General features: G+C 38.8%; 15 protein-coding genes. All 15 read right to left on the minus strand.

Annotated features, from left to right (window positions below; genetic code table 11):
* Nucleotides 1–13: 13 nt before the first annotated feature.
* The 15 genes from rpsC to rpoB all read right to left on the minus strand — a co-directional run bounded on the left by rpsC (nucleotide 14) and on the right by rpoB (nucleotide 16,751).
* A complete protein-coding gene (gene rpsC, locus SPD45_RS07640) occupies nucleotides 14–655 on the minus strand; it encodes a 30S ribosomal protein S3 (protein ID WP_336267146.1) in 642 nt (213 codons plus the stop codon).
* Between the two features lie 3 nt (nucleotides 656–658).
* Nucleotides 659–1,021 (minus strand): 50S ribosomal protein L22, encoded by a 363-nt coding sequence (rplV, locus tag SPD45_RS07645; RefSeq protein WP_336267147.1) that lies wholly within the window; start codon nucleotides 1,019–1,021, stop codon nucleotides 659–661.
* A gap of 20 nt (nucleotides 1,022–1,041) precedes the next feature.
* Nucleotides 1,042–1,320, minus strand: a complete 279-nt coding sequence (rpsS, locus tag SPD45_RS07650; RefSeq protein ID WP_336267148.1) for a 30S ribosomal protein S19 — start codon at nucleotides 1,318–1,320, stop codon at nucleotides 1,042–1,044.
* A gap of 41 nt (nucleotides 1,321–1,361) precedes the next feature.
* On the minus strand, nucleotides 1,362–2,192 hold the full coding sequence (rplB, locus tag SPD45_RS07655; RefSeq protein WP_336267149.1) for a 50S ribosomal protein L2: 831 nt from the start codon (nucleotides 2,190–2,192) through the stop codon (nucleotides 1,362–1,364).
* 29 nt (nucleotides 2,193–2,221) lie between these two features.
* Nucleotides 2,222–2,509, minus strand: a complete 288-nt coding sequence (gene rplW / locus SPD45_RS07660; RefSeq protein WP_336267150.1) for a 50S ribosomal protein L23 — start codon at nucleotides 2,507–2,509, stop codon at nucleotides 2,222–2,224.
* Nucleotides 2,509–3,135, minus strand: a complete 627-nt coding sequence (gene rplD, locus SPD45_RS07665) for a 50S ribosomal protein L4 (protein ID WP_336267151.1) — start codon at nucleotides 3,133–3,135, stop codon at nucleotides 2,509–2,511. The genes rplW and rplD overlap by 1 nt, the downstream gene beginning before the upstream one ends.
* A 26-nt stretch (nucleotides 3,136–3,161) precedes the next feature.
* Nucleotides 3,162–3,794, minus strand: a complete 633-nt coding sequence (rplC, locus tag SPD45_RS07670) for a 50S ribosomal protein L3 (protein WP_336267152.1) — start codon at nucleotides 3,792–3,794, stop codon at nucleotides 3,162–3,164.
* 26 nt (nucleotides 3,795–3,820) lie between these two features.
* Nucleotides 3,821–4,150 carry a 30S ribosomal protein S10 gene (gene rpsJ / locus SPD45_RS07675; RefSeq protein ID WP_336267153.1) on the minus strand — a complete coding sequence of 110 codons (330 nt, stop codon included), beginning with the start codon at nucleotides 4,148–4,150 and terminating at the stop codon, nucleotides 3,821–3,823.
* A gap of 424 nt (nucleotides 4,151–4,574) precedes the next feature.
* On the minus strand, nucleotides 4,575–5,765 hold the full coding sequence (tuf, locus tag SPD45_RS07680; RefSeq protein ID WP_336267154.1) for an elongation factor Tu: 1,191 nt from the start codon (nucleotides 5,763–5,765) through the stop codon (nucleotides 4,575–4,577).
* An 82-nt stretch (nucleotides 5,766–5,847) separates the two neighbouring features.
* Nucleotides 5,848–7,926 carry an elongation factor G gene (gene fusA / locus SPD45_RS07685; protein WP_336267155.1) on the minus strand — a complete coding sequence of 693 codons (2,079 nt, stop codon included), beginning with the start codon at nucleotides 7,924–7,926 and terminating at the stop codon, nucleotides 5,848–5,850.
* 39 nt (nucleotides 7,927–7,965) lie between these two features.
* Entirely contained in the window at nucleotides 7,966–8,436 is a 471-nt protein-coding gene (gene rpsG, locus SPD45_RS07690; RefSeq protein WP_336267156.1) for a 30S ribosomal protein S7, read from the minus strand.
* A gap of 43 nt (nucleotides 8,437–8,479) precedes the next feature.
* A complete protein-coding gene (gene rpsL / locus SPD45_RS07695) occupies nucleotides 8,480–8,890 on the minus strand; it encodes a 30S ribosomal protein S12 (RefSeq protein ID WP_336267157.1) in 411 nt (136 codons plus the stop codon).
* Between the two features lie 128 nt (nucleotides 8,891–9,018).
* Nucleotides 9,019–9,273, minus strand: coding sequence for a ribosomal L7Ae/L30e/S12e/Gadd45 family protein (locus SPD45_RS07700; protein ID WP_336267158.1), 255 nt, complete (start codon nucleotides 9,271–9,273; stop codon nucleotides 9,019–9,021).
* 202 nt (nucleotides 9,274–9,475) lie between these two features.
* Nucleotides 9,476–13,081, minus strand: a complete 3,606-nt coding sequence (gene rpoC / locus SPD45_RS07705) for a DNA-directed RNA polymerase subunit beta' (RefSeq protein ID WP_336267159.1) — start codon at nucleotides 13,079–13,081, stop codon at nucleotides 9,476–9,478.
* A 133-nt stretch (nucleotides 13,082–13,214) separates the two neighbouring features.
* Entirely contained in the window at nucleotides 13,215–16,751 is a 3,537-nt protein-coding gene (rpoB, locus tag SPD45_RS07710) for a DNA-directed RNA polymerase subunit beta (RefSeq protein WP_336267160.1), read from the minus strand.
* Nucleotides 16,752–16,898 lie beyond the last annotated feature (147 nt).

Below are 16,898 nucleotides of genomic sequence, written 5' to 3' on the forward strand. Positions count from 1 at the left end.
TTTGCCCCCTTCCTTATTTTTTAGGTTTTTCTGGAAGGACTTCCCCACGATAGATCCACACTTTAACACCTAATTTACCGTAAGTAGTGTCTGCTTCTGCATGTGCGTAATCAATGTCAGCACGTAATGTGTGTAGTGGTACAGTTCCTTCACTATAATGTTCTGCTCTTGCGATATCTGCTCCACCTAAACGACCAGATACTTGTGTTTTAATTCCTAACGCTCCCGCACGCATTGTACGTTGGATTGTTTGTTTTTGTGCACGACGGAAAGATACACGTCCTTCTAATTGACGAGCGATACTTTCTGCTACTAATTTCGCATCAAGATCCACTTTCTTAATTTCAACAATGTTGATATGAATTCTCTTTCCAGTTAATTTATTTAACTCGTTACGTAATTTTTCTACTTCAGATCCACCTTTACCGATAACCATTCCTGGTTTACCTGTGTGGATTGTAATGTTTACACGGTTTGCTGCACGCTCAATTTCGACAGTTGAGACAGCTGCTGTTTGTAAACGATCTTCTAAAAATTCTCTAATTTTGATGTCTTCATGTAAAAGATCTGCATAATCTTTGTCTGCATACCATTTTGATTCCCAATCTTTAATGATTCCAACACGAAGACCCGTTGGATTAATTTTCTGACCCACAGACTATCCCTCCTTCTTTTCTGATACTACGATTGTAATGTGGCTAGTACGTTTGTTGATTTTACTTGCACGTCCTTTTGCACGTGGTCTAAATCTTTTTAACGTAATTCCTTCGTCCACATATGCCTCTGAAATGACTAAATTGTCAGGGTCCATTTCATAGTTATGTTCAGCGTTTGCGATTGCTGAGTTTAATACTTTTTCTACAACAGGTGATGCCCCACGTTGTGTGTGACGTAAAATTGCAGTTGCTTCGCCAACTTCCTTCCCACGAATTAAGTCGACAACTAAACGTACTTTACGAGGAGCGATACGAACTTGTTTAGCTACTGCTTTAGCTACTTTTAACTCTTGAGCTTCTGCCATTTTTAGCGCCTCCTCTCATATTATCGTTTTGTTTTCTTGTCGTCACTAGCGTGACCTTTATAAGTTCTTGTAGGTGCAAATTCACCTAGTTTGTGTCCAACCATATCCTCTGTTACATATACAGGTACATGTTTGCGTCCGTCATGTACAGCAAATGTATGACCAATGAATGATGGGAAAATTGTTGAACGTCTTGACCAAGTCTTCACTACTTGTTTTTTGTCCGATTCATTTAATTCGTCAACCTTTTTTAACAGATGATCATCTGCAAAAGGTCCCTTTTTTAAACTACGACCCATAAGTAAGCCTCCTCTCGCTTATTCAAAATTACGCTATTATCTTACTTTTTACGCTTACGAACAATATATTTGTTTGAAGCTTTACTAATCTTACGTGTCTTCTTACCAAGTGTTGGTTTACCCCAAGGTGATACTGGTGATGGACGTCCGATAGGCGTACGACCTTCCCCTCCCCCATGTGGGTGATCAACTGGGTTCATTGCAGAACCACGAACTGTAGGTCTCTTACCTAACCAGCGTGAGCGACCAGCTTTACCTACACGTACTAATTCGTGTTCAACATTACCAACCTGACCAATTGTTGCACGGCAAGTAGTTAAGATTAAACGAACTTCTCCTGAAGCTAAACGAACTAATGTGTATTTACCTTCACGTCCTAAAACTTGTGCTTCTGCACCAGCTGAACGTGCTAATTGGCCACCTAATCCTGGTTTTAATTCAATGTTATGAATTACAGTACCAACAGGAATGTTTGCTAATGGTAAAGCATTACCTACTTTAATATCAGCACCTTCTCCTGATTCAACTGTCATTCCTACTGTAAGCCCTTTTGGAGCTAAAATATATCTTTTTTCACCATCTGCATAGTGAATTAGAGCGATGTTGCTCGTACGATTTGGATCATATTCGATCGTGGCAACGCGTCCTGGTATGCCATCTTTGTTTCGTTTGAAATCAATTACACGATATTGACGTTTATGTCCGCCACCGTGATGACGAGTAGTAATTCTACCTTGGTTGTTACGACCAGCACGTTTTGGTAATGGACGTAATAATGATTTTTCAGGTGTATCAGTAGTGATCTCTGAAAAGTCTAAACCAGACATGTTACGAGTACCGTTTGTCATTGCTTTATACTTCTTAATGGACACGTTATTCCCCTCCTTTTAATATTAATTGATTATGCTTCAAAAAAGTCTAAGTCTTTACTATCCTCAGATAGTTGCACAATTGCTTTTTTACGGTTTGGACGATATCCTTCGTGACGTCCCATTCTTTTTAACTTACCATTTACATTCATCGTGTTTACTTTTTCAACTTTCACGCCAAAAACTGTTTCAACCGCTTGTTTGATTTCAGTTTTATTTGCTTTCGTATCAACTTCGAATGTATATTTCTTTTCAGCCATTAAATCTGCAGAGTTTTCTGTAATGACAGGGCGTTTAATAATGTCTCGTAAGTCTCTCATTATGCAAGCACCTCCCCTGCTTTTTCAGCTGCTTCTTTCGTTAAAACTAACTTATCGAATGCAACTAAATCTAACACATTGATTTCTCCAACTGTAATCACTTTTACATTTGGAAGGTTGTTTGCTGAACGAATTGCATTTTCATTCTTCTCAGCTGTAACGATTAACGCCTTTTCTTCAACTTTTAATGCATCTAAAACTTGAACGAATGCTTTTGTTTTAGGAGCTTCGAATTGTAACTCGCTTAAAACAATAACATCTTCCGCTTGTACTTTAGAAGATAAAGCTGATCTAAGTGCTAAACGACGTACCTTTTTAGGTAATTTTTGTTTGTAATTTCTTTCGTTTGTTGGTCCGAATACTACTCCTCCACCAACCCACTGTGGCGAACGGATTGAACCTTGACGTGCTCTACCTGTTCCTTTTTGTCTCCACGGCTTAGCTCCCCCACCACTAACTAGTGAACGATTTTTAACCGCGTGATTTCCTTGTCTCTTTGCAGCACGTTGCATAACTACTGCTTGGTGAATTACATGATTGTTTGGTTCAATACCAAAAACAGTTTCATTTAATTCAATATTTCCTGCTTCTGTTCCATCTTGATTAAATAACGCTACTTTAGGCACGATATTTCCTCCTTTCACTTATATGATTAGTTCCCTTTTACTGCCGTTTGTACTTTTACAAGTGATTTTTTCGCACCAGGAATGTTTCCTTTAATTAATAAAACATTGTTTTCTGCATCCACTTTAACAACCTCTAAGTTTTGGATTGTAACTTGTGTTGCACCCATTTGACCTGGTAACTTTTTCCCTTTAAATACACGTGACGGTGTTGCTGCTGCTCCCATAGAACCTGATGATCTGTGGAAACGTGAACCGTGGCTAATAGCTCCGATTGTGTAGTTATGACGCTTAACTGAACCAGCGAATCCTTTACCTTTTGAAACTCCTGTTACGTCGATCTTGTCTCCTGCTTCAAAAATTTCAACGCTGATTTCTTGACCTACTTCATATTCGTCAACTTTTGCGTCACGGATTTCACGAACGTAGCGCTTAGGAGTAGTTCCAGCCTTTTCAGCATGTCCTTTTTCCGCTTTGTTTGTACGTGAATCTTTCTTATCGTCAAATCCTAATTGGATTGCGTTATAACCGTCCGTTTCAACTGTTTTCTTTTGTAAAACAACGTTTGGTGCAGCTTGCACTACCGTTACTGGAATTAACTCTCCATTTTCCGAGAAAATTTGTGTCATGCCGACTTTGCGACCTAAGATTCCTTTCGTCATCCGTATACACCTCCTGATTATATATATTAGTTAGCTTTAACTTTAATTTCGATATCTACACCTGATGGTAAATCAAGTTTCATTAACTGATCTACAGCTTGTTGTGTAGGATTCAGAATATCGATTAAACGTTTATGTGTACGCATTTCAAACTGTTCTCTAGACTTTTTGTTTACGTGCACTGATCGTAAAATTGTAAATACGTTTCTTTCTGTTGGTAATGGAATTGGTCCAGACACCTTTGCTCCAGCACGTTTTACTGTGTTTACGATTTTTTCAGCTGATTGATCTAACACTCTGTGATCATATGCTTTTAAACGAATTCTAATCGTTTGTTTGTTTTGTTCGTTCGCCATGTTTTCCCCTCCCTTTCGCCCATTTTGTAATAGACTCGCTCCGTGAAAATTCCTTAATGAAAAATTATGGCGTAATTTTTCATTAACAACCTCTCACATCATCGCTCAATGAATTCCCGAGGTGAAACTGTACGTTTCTTCTCATTTTTTCATTGATTTGCACAATCCAAATATGTGATTGCACGATTATATATTATACTAACAAACTGTTATAAATGCAACCCTTTAACGAAAGTTTTTCATAATTATTTATAACAATTTTCCACGGAAAAATTCTTGTATGTTTATAAAAATCAACTTGTTTTTATGCGGTTATTTATTCGTGGTTTTTTCGTTTTCATATAGACATGTTTCATAAAAATAAGCCACTTGAGCAAATACTCAAGTGGCTTATCGACTAATAAATTAATACGTAAGAAAGGAATTACCCTTCGATGCTAGTAACAACACCTGATCCTACTGTACGTCCACCTTCACGAATTGAGAAACGAGTTCCTTCTTCGATAGCGATAGGTGAAATTAATTCTACTGTCATTTCAATGTTATCTCCAGGCATTACCATTTCAACACCTTCTGGTAATTGGATAACACCAGTTACGTCCGTAGTACGGAAGTAGAACTGAGGACGGTAGTTAGCGAAGAATGGAGTATGACGTCCACCTTCTTCTTTAGATAAAACGTAAACTTCTGATTTAAACTTAGTGTGTGGAGTGATTGAACCTGGTTTAGCTAATACTTGACCACGGCTAATGTCTTCACGTGCAACACCACGTAATAAAGCACCAATATTGTCTCCAGCTTCAGCAAAGTCTAATAACTTACGGAACATTTCAACTCCAGTAACTGTAGTTTTTGAAGGAGCTTCTGTAAGTCCGATAATTTCAACTTCGTCTCCAACGTTAACTTGTCCACGCTCAACACGACCTGTAGCAACTGTTCCACGTCCTGTAATAGAGAATACGTCCTCAACAGGCATCATGAATGGCTTATCAGTGTCACGCTCTGGCTGAGGAATGTACTCATCAACAGCAGCCATAAGCTCGATGATTTTTTGTTCGTATTCTTCTACTCCTTCTAATGCTTTAAGAGCAGATCCAGCGATTACTGGGATATCGTCTCCAGGGAAGTCATATTCAGATAATAATTCACGAACTTCCATTTCAACTAATTCTAATAATTCTTCGTCATCTACCATATCAACTTTGTTTAAGAATACTACGAATGCAGGTACTCCAACGTTACGTGATAAAAGGATGTGCTCACGAGTTTGTGGCATAGGACCATCTGCAGCAGATACTACTAAGATAGCTCCGTCCATTTGTGCAGCACCAGTGATCATGTTTTTAACATAGTCAGCGTGACCTGGGCAGTCAACGTGTGCATAGTGACGGTTGTCTGTTTCGTACTCAACGTGAGATGTAGCGATTGTAATTCCACGCTCTCTCTCTTCTGGAGCACCGTCGATTTGATCGTACGCCATAGCTCCTTCAGTACCTTGAGTTTTGTGCATAACAGTTGTAATAGCAGCTGTTAAAGTAGTTTTACCATGGTCAACGTGACCTAATGTTCCAATATTTACGTGTGGCTTCGAGCGATCGAATTTTTCTTTAGCCATTTTTAAATTCCTCCCTAAAAGAATGTTTTTTATTTTAACTAAGCTAGCTTAGTTTTTCAAAGTTTAATTTGCTGATACTCAATTAGTTACCAGCGTTTTTAGCAATAATTTCTTCAGAAATTGCTTTTGGTACTTCTTCATAATGGTCAAATACCATTGTGTACGTACCGCGTCCTTGTGTGTTCGAACGTAATGCAGTTGCATAACCGAACATTTCTGCTAATGGTACAAAAGCTCTTACAAGTTGTGCATTTCCACGTGCTTCCATGCCATCAACACGGCCGCGTCGTGAAGTTACATCTCCCATAATGTCTCCCATGTACTCTTCAGGAATGACGATTTCAACCTTCATCATCGGCTCTAATAAAACAGCATTACACTTGCTCTTAGCTTCTCTAACAGCTAATGAACCAGCGATTTTGAACGCCATCTCGTTCGAGTCAACGTCGTGGTAGCTTCCATCATATAATGAAGCTTTAACGTCGATTACTGGGTATCCTGCTAATACTCCACCTTCTAGAGCTTCTTCAATACCTTGCTCAACTGAAGGGATGTATTCACGTGGTACTACCCCACCAACGATTTTGTTTTCAAATTCAAATCCTGCACCTTCTTCGTTTGGTTCAAATTTAACCCAAACATGACCGTACTGTCCACGTCCACCTGATTGACGGATAAATTTACCTTCAACTTCAGCAGAACTACGGAATGTTTCACGGTAAGCAACTTGTGGTGCACCAACATTTGCTTCTACTTTGAACTCACGTTTTAAACGGTCTACGATAACGTCTAAGTGTAATTCACCCATACCTGAAATAATCGTTTGACCTGTTTCAGAGTTCGTTTCTGTTACGAATGTCGGGTCCTCTTCAGCTAATTTACCTAAAGCAACACCCATTTTGTCTTGGTCAGCTTTTGTTTTCGGCTCAATAGCAACCGAAATAACTGGCTCAGGGAATTCCATTGATTCTAAGATAACTGGATGTTTTTCATCACAAAGTGTATCACCTGTTGCAGTATCTTTCAAGCCAACTGCGGCTGCGATTTCTCCACAGTGAATTTCAGCAATCTCTTCACGTGAGTTCGCGTGCATTTGTAGAATTCGTCCGATACGTTCTCTTTTACCTTTAGCAGTGTTTAATACGTATGAACCTGCTTTTAAAATTCCAGAGTATACACGGAAGAATGTTAATTTACCAACGAACGGGTCAGCCATTACTTTGAACGCTAATGCTGAGAATGGTTCTTTGTCGTCTGCTGGACGTGTAACTTCTTCTTCTGAATCTGGTACAATTCCTTTAATAGCTTCGATATCAGTCGGAGCTGGTAAGTAATCAATTACTCCATCAAGGATTAATTGAACACCTTTGTTTTTGAATGCTGATCCACAGAATACTGGGTATAACTCAACATCTAATGTTGCTTTACGAATAGCAGCTTTTAAATCTTCAACAGAAATTTCTTCCCCTTCAAGATAAGCCATCATAATATCTTCATCGTAATCCGCAACAGCTTCGATTAAGTTTCCACGTAATTCTTCTGCTTGCTCTTTATATTCTTCAGGAATTTCCTGTGGTTCATGCATTGTACCTAAATCATCTTTATAGAAGATAGCATGCATTTGAACAAGGTCGATAATCCCTTCGAACTCATCCTCCGCACCAATTGGTAGCTGTACTGGATGTGCGTTTGCATCTAAACGCTCTCTTAATGTATTTGTTGCATATAAGAAGTCTGCACCAATTTTGTCCATTTTGTTAATAAGTACAATTCTTGGTACACCATATGTTGTAGCTTGACGCCAAACTGTTTCAGTTTGTGGCTCAACACCTGATTGAGCATCAAGTACTGTAATAGCACCGTCAAGTACACGTAATGAACGTTCAACTTCAACAGTAAAGTCTACGTGACCTGGTGTATCAATAATATTGATACGGTGGCCTTCCCACTGAGCTGTTGTAGCAGCAGATGTGATCGTGATTCCACGCTCTTGCTCCTGCTCCATCCAGTCCATTGTTGAAGCACCTTCATGTGTTTCCCCTACTTTATGAATACGTCCTGTATAGAAAAGAATACGCTCAGTTGTTGTCGTTTTACCTGCATCGATATGCGCCATAACCCCAATATTTCGCGTCTTTTCCAAGGAGAACTCTCTAGCCATGTATTCTTCTCCTTCCTTTCGCTTATTGATTTTATTATATTACCAACGGTAGTGAGCAAACGCTTTGTTCGCTTCTGCCATTTTGTGTAAATCTTCGCGTTTTTTAACTGAAGCTCCTGTATTGTTTGAAGCATCAATGATTTCGTAAGCTAATCTTTCTTCCATTGTTTTCTCTCCGCGTAGGCGTGAGTAGTTAACGATGAAACGAAGACCTAATGCCTGACGACGTTCTGGACGAACTTCCATTGGAACTTGATAGTTTGATCCACCAACACGGCGTGCTCTAACTTCAAGAACAGGCATTACATTTTTCATTGCCTCTTCAAAAACTTCCATTGGATTCTGACCGCTTTTCTCTTGTACTAATTCAAACGCATTATATAAAATCTTTTCAGCTTTCCCGCGTTTTCCATCAACCATAATTTGGTTAATTAAACGTGTTACTAACTTTGAACCGTAAATCGGATCTGCTAATACGTCTCTTTTTGCAACTGGTCCTTTACGTGGCATATGTCTTCCTCCTCTCTCTACATTCTTAATTTATTCTTTATAATTATTTACCTTTTTTTGCACCATATTTAGAACGACCTTGTTTACGTCCTTCTACTCCTGCAGTATCAAGTGCACCACGAACGATATGGTAACGTACCCCTGGTAAGTCTTTTACACGTCCACCACGTAGTAAAACTACGCTGTGCTCTTGTAAGTTATGTCCAATTCCTGGGATGTACGCAGTAACTTCCATATTATTTGATAAACGAACACGTGCATATTTACGAAGTGCCGAGTTCGGTTTCTTAGGAGTTAATGTTCCAACACGTGTACATACTCCACGTTTTTGTGGTGAGTTCACGTTTGTAAACTTCTTTTTGAAGCTATTATATCCACGGCCTAATGCTGGTGAGTCATATTTCTTAGGTTTGCTCACACGACCTTTACGGATTAGTTGGTTAATTGTAGGCATTTGTTTTCCCCCTCTCTATAAAATAATGTTCATTTGTAATGAATGTAAATTGCCACGGCAACATAAGTTTCTTTACCCACATTACCAGGTGGTTCATTTTCAGGTAAAAGTAATGACATAGAATAAATCTATGTACGTTTTATTGCGACAACGGATGCATCGACATCAATTTCGCATGCTTTTCCAAGCGTTGCTTTCGAATCGACCATCGTATAAACTATATTGTTTTTTCGGGCTACGTTTATTACTTTATTCGTAATATGTTCTGCCGCATCTGTTGCAACAAACAATTCGCTTACTTCTCCATTATTCATCGCTTTTATCGTTTGTTTGGTTCCGATTATTAACTTTGAATGAAGCTGTGTGATACGCTCGTAAGCCATTCCTTACTCCTCCATTAAAAAAATCAATATGACGGAAACACCTCAAATAGAATATCATTTACGATGGAAGTTGTCAATAGATTTCACAACTTTTATATAAAAGAAAAGGTTGGAACAAATACAAGGAGTAGAAAACACGCTTTAAACTACTTTGTTCTTCTTTCATGTTTTCTTTTGAAAATTGCTCCAACCTTTTCATTACTTATTGTTCTACTTCGACTTCTTCTTCATCAATTTCTTCTTCGGTCACTAATTCTGCTTCCATTTTGCGGTAACGTTGCATACCTGTTCCAGCTGGAATTAATTTCCCGATAATGACGTTCTCTTTCAATCCGAGTAATTCATCTGTTTTCCCTTTAATAGCTGCATCCGTAAGAACTCTCGTCGTTTCTTGGAATGATGCTGCCGATAAGAAGGAATCTGTTTCTAACGAAGCTTTCGTAATACCTAGTAGTACTGGTTCTCCGACTGCCGGTTCTTTACCTTCCAGTAAAATTTCGTTATTCACTTCTTTAAACTGGTGTACATCGATTAATGTTCCTGGTAGTACGTTTGTATCTCCAGACTCTAACACTTTAATCTTACGTAACATTTGGCGAACCATAACTTCTACGTGTTTGTCACCTATTTCTACCCCTTGCATACGGTAAACTCGTTGTACTTCACGTAATAAATATGCTTGAACACCTTCCACACCTTGAACACGTAGTAATTCTTTCGGGTCAATAGAACCTTCTGTTAATTCTTGACCTGCAATTACTTCGTCTCCTTTTGTTACTTTTAATCTTGCGTTGTATGGTACTGTGTACGCAACACTCTCCACATCATTTTCAACGATAATTTCACGTTTATCTTTCGTTTCACGAACTTCTTGAATATATCCGTCAAACTCACTGATAACCGCTTGACCTTTCGGGTTTCTCGCTTCAAATAGCTCTTGGATTCTCGGTAAACCTTGTGTAATATCGTCCCCTGCAACTCCACCTGTGTGGAATGTACGCATCGTTAACTGTGTACCAGGCTCTCCGATAGATTGTGCAGCAATAATTCCTACTGCTTCTCCTACTTCGACGTTTGCGCCTGTCGCTAAGTTACGACCATAACACTTCTTACATACACCATGTTTTGTATTACACGTAAATACAGATCGAATCATTACTTCTTCAATTCCTGCATTTACAACCTCTTTCGCCTGATCTTCTGAAATAATTTCGTTCGCATGAACCATTATTTCTCCTGTTTCCGGATGTACAATATTTTCAAACGCAGTTCTTCCTACAAGACGGTCAATAAGTGGTTCGACAACTTCAGCCCCAACAGATAACTCTGTTACTTTTAAGCCGCGGTCTGTTCCACAATCTGATTCTCTTACGATGACGTCTTGAGCAACATCTACTAAACGTCTCGTTAAGTAACCAGAGTCAGCCGTTTTCAGTGCCGTATCCGCTAACCCTTTACGTGCACCGTGCGTAGAGATGAAGTACTCTAATACTGTTAATCCTTCACGGAAGCTCGAACGAATCGGTAATTCAATAATACGTCCAGCCGGGTTCGCCATTAGTCCACGCATTCCTGCTAACTGCGTGAAGTTAGATGGGTTACCTCGGGCACCTGAATCACTCATCATATAAATTGGGTTCGTATTATCTAAAGAAGCCATTAATTTATCTTGGATTACGTCTTTTACATCAGACCAGATAGAAATAACACGGCTATAACGTTCTTCATCTGTAATTAATCCACGTTTAAATTGTTTTAACACCTGGTCCACTTTTTTCTGTGCTTCTTCTAATAGTTCTTCTTTTTCCGCTAAAACAACGATATCCGAAATACCTACTGTCATTCCAGCTTTTGTAGAATATTTGAACCCTAAATCTTTTAAGCGGTCTAACATTTTTGATGTTTCAGCAATATGATACTTCTTGAAAACTTCTGCGATAATATCTCCTAAAATACCTTTCTTAAACGGTAGAACGATTTCGGCGTTTTGAATCGCCTCATTCACATCTTGACCTTTATCGATAAAGTATTTATCTGGAGTTTCAATTTCTAAGTTTTGACGTGTCGGTTCATTAATATACGGGAATGATGATGGAATAATCTCATTGAATATTAACTTTCCAACTGTTGTCATTAATAATTTCTCATTTTGTTCTTCTGTAAATGTTGGGTTATTTAAGCTAGATGCTTTAATTGCCACACGTGAATGCAAATGTACATGACCGTTTTGATAAGCAATAAATGCTTCGCTCGTATCTTTAAACACTTTACCTTCGCCAACATCCCCAGCAATTTCTAATGTTAAGTAGTAGTTACCTAAAACCATATCTTGTGAAGGTGTCACTACTGGCTTTCCATCTTTCGGGTTTAAAATATTTTGAGCTGCTAACATTAAAATACGCGCTTCTGCTTGTGCTTCTGCAGATAGTGGTACGTGAACAGCCATTTGGTCCCCGTCAAAGTCAGCATTATAAGCTGTACAAACTAATGGGTGTAAACGAATCGCACGACCTTCAACTAAAGTCGGCTCGAACGCTTGAATCCCTAATCTGTGTAATGTTGGAGCACGGTTTAATAAAACTGGATGCTCTTTAATAACTTCTTCTAATACATCCCATACTTCAGGATGTACACGTTCAATTTTACGTTTTGCCGATTTAATATTATGTGCAATATTTCTATTCACTAGTTCTTTCATAATAAATGGCTTAAACAACTCTAACGCCATTTCTTTTGGTAGTCCACACTGATACATTTTTAAGCTCGGTCCTACAACGATAACCGAACGGCCAGAGTAGTCTACACGTTTTCCTAGTAAGTTTTGACGGAAACGACCTTGTTTCCCTTTTAACATATGTGATAAGGATTTTAATGGACGGTTTCCAGGACCTGTAACCGGACGTCCTCGGCGACCATTATCAATTAATGCGTCTACTGCTTCTTGTAACATACGTTTTTCGTTTTGTACGATGATGCTCGGTGCACCTAAATCTAATAAACGTTTTAAACGGTTATTTCGGTTAATAACACGACGGTATAAATCGTTTAAATCAGATGTTGCAAAACGTCCACCATCTAACTGTACCATCGGACGAATTTCAGGTGGGATAACTGGAAGTACATCTAATACCATCCATTCAGGTTTGTTTCCAGAATGACGAAATGCTTCCATTACTTCTAAACGACGAATTGCTCTCGTTCTTCTCTGTCCTTGAACTGTTTTTAACTCTTCTTTTAATTCAAGTACTTCAGCTTCTAAATCAATATCTTGTAATAGTTTACGTACAGCTTCTGCGCCCATTTCTGCTTTAAACGTATTACCATATTTACCATATAGCTCACGATATTCTTTTTCAGAAAGAAGTTGTTTCTTCTCTAATGGAGTATCTCCAGAATCTGTTACAACATAAGCTGCAAAGTATAAAATCTCCTCTAAAGCACGCGGAGACATATCTAACACAAGCCCCATACGGCTTGGAATTCCTTTGAAATACCAAATATGTGATACTGGTGCAGCTAATTCAATGTGAGCCATTCGTTCACGACGTACTTTCGACTTCGTTACTTCTACTCCACATCGATCACAAACAACACCTTTGTATCTTACTCTTTTATATTTTCCACAATGACATTCCCAGTCTTTTTGCGGCCCAAAAATACGTTCACAGAACAAGCCATCTTTTTCCGGCTTTAAAGTTCGGTAGTTGATTGTTTCTGGCTTTTTCACTTCTCCATAAGACCAAGAACGAATCTTCTCTGACGAAGCTAAACCGATTTTCATATACTCAAAGTTATTTACATCTAGCAAGGGCTCTACCTCCCATTTTTTATCCGCTCTAAATTATTCAAACATTTATATAAAATATAGGACAAGCAATTCTGTTTAAAACTGCTTTAGAAAGTGGTGAGCGACCGAAGCCGCTCAACTACTTATTACGTCCTTAGTCTTGTTTAATTTCTAAGTTTAACGTGTCTTCCATATCTGAATCATCTTCTTCTAAAGCACGTAAATCTATTTCTTCTTGGTCACTCGATAACATTTTAACGTCCATACCTAAACTTTGTAACTCTTTAATAAGTACTTTAAACGATTCAGGTACACCCGGTTCTGGTACGTTATGACCTTTTACGATAGATTCATATGTCTGAACACGTCCGACGATATCGTCTGATTTCACCGTTAGGATTTCTTGTAATGTATATGCCGCACCATATGCTTCAAGTGCCCACACTTCCATCTCTCCAAATCGCTGTCCACCAAATTGTGCTTTACCACCTAATGGTTGCTGTGTAACTAATGAGTATGGTCCAGTAGATCTCGCGTGAAGCTTATCGTCTACCATATGTGATAGTTTAATCATATAAGAAACCCCTACAGACACACGGTTATCGAATGGTTCCCCAGTTCGACCATCATAAAGGATTGTTTTTGCATCCTCTGCCATGCCAGCTTCTTGTAATGTTTCCCATACGTCTTCTTCAGATGCACCGTCAAATACTGGTGATGCAACATGAATACCTAACTCTCGTGCTGCCATTCCTAAATGGAGCTCAAACACTTGTCCAATGTTCATACGAGATGGTACCCCTAATGGGTTTAACATAATATCAACTGGTGTACCGTCTGGTAAATAAGGCATATCTTCTTCTGGTAATAATTTAGAAATTACCCCTTTGTTTCCGTGACGACCTGCCATCTTATCCCCTTCAGAAATCTTACGCTTCTGAACGATGTAAACACGAATTAATTGGTTCACACCTGGCTTTAATTCGTCACCATCTTCACGGTTGAAGATTTTAACGTCGTGGATAATCCCTCCTGCACCGTGTGGTACACGTAAAGAAGTATCACGTACTTCACGAGCTTTTTCACCAAAAATTGCATGTAATAGACGTTCTTCAGCAGATAATTCTGTTACCCCTTTAGGTGTTACTTTTCCTACTAAAATATCGCCGTCTTTTACTTCTGCACCGATACGAATAATTCCATCTTCGTCCAAGTTCTTTAATGCATCTTCCCCAACGTTAGGAATATCGCGTGTAATTTCTTCAGGTCCTAACTTCGTATCACGAGCTTCAGCTTCATATTCTTCAATATGAATCGATGTGAATACATCGTCTTTAACTAATTTTTCGCTCATAATGATCGCATCCTCGTAGTTGTATCCTTCCCACGTCATAAATGCGACTAAAACGTTACGTCCTAAAGCTAATTCACCTTTTTCCATCGAAGGTCCATCTGCTAAAACTTCTCCTTTAACAACGCGGTCTCCTTGATGAACGATTGGACGTTGGTTGTAACAAGTACCTTGGTTCGAACGAATATATTTACTTAAACGATACGTATCTGTATCGCCTTGTACTTCTTTTCCATCTACCTCAGCAATACGACGAATCACAATTTCTTTCGCCTCAACTCTTTCTACGATTCCGCCATGTCGACAAATAATCGCTGCACCTGAGTCTTTTCCTGCTACATACTCCATTCCAGTACCAACCGTAGGCGCTTCTGGCTCTAATAAAGGTACTGCTTGACGTTGCATGTTCGCTCCCATTAACGCACGGTTCGAGTCATCATTTTCTAAGAAAGGAATACAAGCTGTCGCCGCTGATACTACTTGCTTCGGCGAAACATCCATATAATCAATTTGTTCGCGTGGTACAACAATGTTCTCCCCACGGAAACGTGCAATAACTTCATCATTTAAGAAGTGACCATTTTCGTCTAACGGCGCGTTCGCTTGTGCTACAACGTAGTTATCTTCTTCATCTGCTGTTAAGTAGTCGATTTGTTCTGTGACACGATTTTCCTCTACATCAACTCGACGATACGGTGTTTCAATAAATCCAAACGCATTTACTTTTCCGTAACTCGATAATGAGTTAATAAGACCGATATTTGGTCCCTCAGGCGTTTCGATCGGACACATTCTTCCATAGTGGGAGTAGTGTACGTCACGAACTTCCATTCCAGCACGTTCTCTCGTTAAACCACCAGGCCCTAATGCAGATAAACGACGTTTATGCGTTAATTCCGCTAACGGGTTTGTTTGGTCCATAAACTGAGATAATTGCGAACTACCAAAGAACTCTTTAATGGACGCAATAACTGGACGAATATTAATTAATTGTTGTGGCGTAATACTTGATGTATCTTGGATTGACATACGTTCGCGTACCACTCGTTCCATTCTCGATAAACCGATACGGAATTGGTTCTGTAATAGTTCACCAACCGAACGTAAACGACGGTTTCCTAAGTGATCGATATCATCTGTGTGACCAACATCATGTAATAAGTTAAAGAAATAACTCATTGAAGATAGAATATCTGCTGTCGTAATATGTTTCACATCATTTGAAACATCTGCATTTCCGACAACATGTAACACTCTTTCCCCTTCACTATCTGTCGGGTCAACGATTTTCACAACTTGGACTTCAGATTCTTCATCCATTACTCCGTTGTATAATGTTATTTCTTCTTGATTTAATTTGTTTTCATTTCGTTCTAAATACGGAATTAATGTGTTTAGTAATTTACGGTCGATTTTATCGCCTTTTTCTCCTAACACTTCACCTGTTTCCGTATCGACGACTGTTTCTGCTAACGTTTGGTTAAATAAGCGGTTTTTAATGCTTAATTTCTTGTTCATTTTATAACGACCGACATGCGCTAAATCATAACGCTTTGGATCAAAGAAGCGTGAAATTAATAAGCTTTTTGCATTTTCAACCGTTGGTGGTTCACCAGGACGTAAACGCTCATAAATTTCTAATAACGCTTTTTCCGTCGTTTCAATATTGTCTTTTTCTAATGTGTTTCTTAAATACTCGTTATCACCGAATAAATCGATAATCTCTTGGTCTGTATTCATTCCAAGCGCACGAAGCAATACAGTTGCAGGAAGTTTACGAGTTCGATCAATTCGTACGTAAACGACATCTCTTGCGTCTGTTTCAAATTCTAACCATGCTCCACGGTTGGGAATTACCGTCGCTGTTAATCCACGTTTTCCGTTTTTATCAATTTTATCGCTATAATACACACTTGGCGAACGAACTAACTGTGAAACGATAACACGTTCCGCCCCGTTAATAACGAAAGTACCAGTATCCGTCATAAGCGGGAAATCACCCATGAATACTTCTTGTTCTTTTACTTCACCAGTCTGGTTGTTAATCAGTCGAACTTTCACACGAAGTGGCGCACTGTACGTCACATCTCTTTCCTTCGACTCTTCAATCGGGTACTTCGATTCACCTAAACTATAATCGATAAACTCTAGCGATAGATTTCCTGCAAAATCTTCAATTGGAGAAATGTCCTCAAACATTTCCTTCAAACCTTCTTGTAAAAACCACTCATAAGAAGCTGTTTGAATCTCAATTAAATTCGGTAAATCTAACACTTCACTAATACGTGCATAACTTCTACGCTGACGAAAACGTCCATACTGAACTAGTTGACCTGCCAACTGCTTCACCCCTAAAATCAAACATTTTATTTAAAAAGGATTAAAACCTTAAAACTTACAAAAAATATTTAAAACTTGTCTTTTTTTGTAATGTGCGTTATTATTTTTTTAGTAAATATACGAACATTCCTTCTATAAAAGACATGC

Source organism: Pseudogracilibacillus sp. SO10305 (genome assembly GCF_037072005.1).
Lineage (GTDB): Bacteria > Bacillota > Bacilli > Bacillales > Amphibacillaceae > Pseudogracilibacillus > Pseudogracilibacillus intestinigallinarum.

Coding starts and splice junctions, on each gene's coding strand:
- rplV (WP_336267147.1), bottom strand. CDS start 1,021: ATGGCAGAAGCTCAAGAGTTAAAAGTAGCTAAAGCAGTAGCTAAACAA.
- rpsS (WP_336267148.1), bottom strand. CDS start 1,320: ATGGGTCGTAGTTTAAAAAAGGGACCTTTTGCAGATGATCATCTGTTA.
- rplW (WP_336267150.1), bottom strand. CDS start 2,509: ATGAGAGACTTACGAGACATTATTAAACGCCCTGTCATTACAGAAAAC.
- rplC (WP_336267152.1), bottom strand. CDS start 3,794: ATGACGAAAGGAATCTTAGGTCGCAAAGTCGGCATGACACAAATTTTC.
- rpsJ (WP_336267153.1), bottom strand. CDS start 4,150: ATGGCGAACGAACAAAACAAACAAACGATTAGAATTCGTTTAAAAGCA.
- tuf (WP_336267154.1), bottom strand. CDS start 5,765: ATGGCTAAAGAAAAATTCGATCGCTCGAAGCCACACGTAAATATTGGA.
- fusA (WP_336267155.1), bottom strand. CDS start 7,926: ATGGCTAGAGAGTTCTCCTTGGAAAAGACGCGAAATATTGGGGTTATG.
- rpsG (WP_336267156.1), bottom strand. CDS start 8,436: ATGCCACGTAAAGGACCAGTTGCAAAAAGAGACGTATTAGCAGATCCG.
- rpsL (WP_336267157.1), bottom strand. CDS start 8,890: ATGCCTACAATTAACCAACTAATCCGTAAAGGTCGTGTGAGCAAACCT.
- SPD45_RS07700 (WP_336267158.1), bottom strand. CDS start 9,273: ATGGCTTACGAGCGTATCACACAGCTTCATTCAAAGTTAATAATCGGA.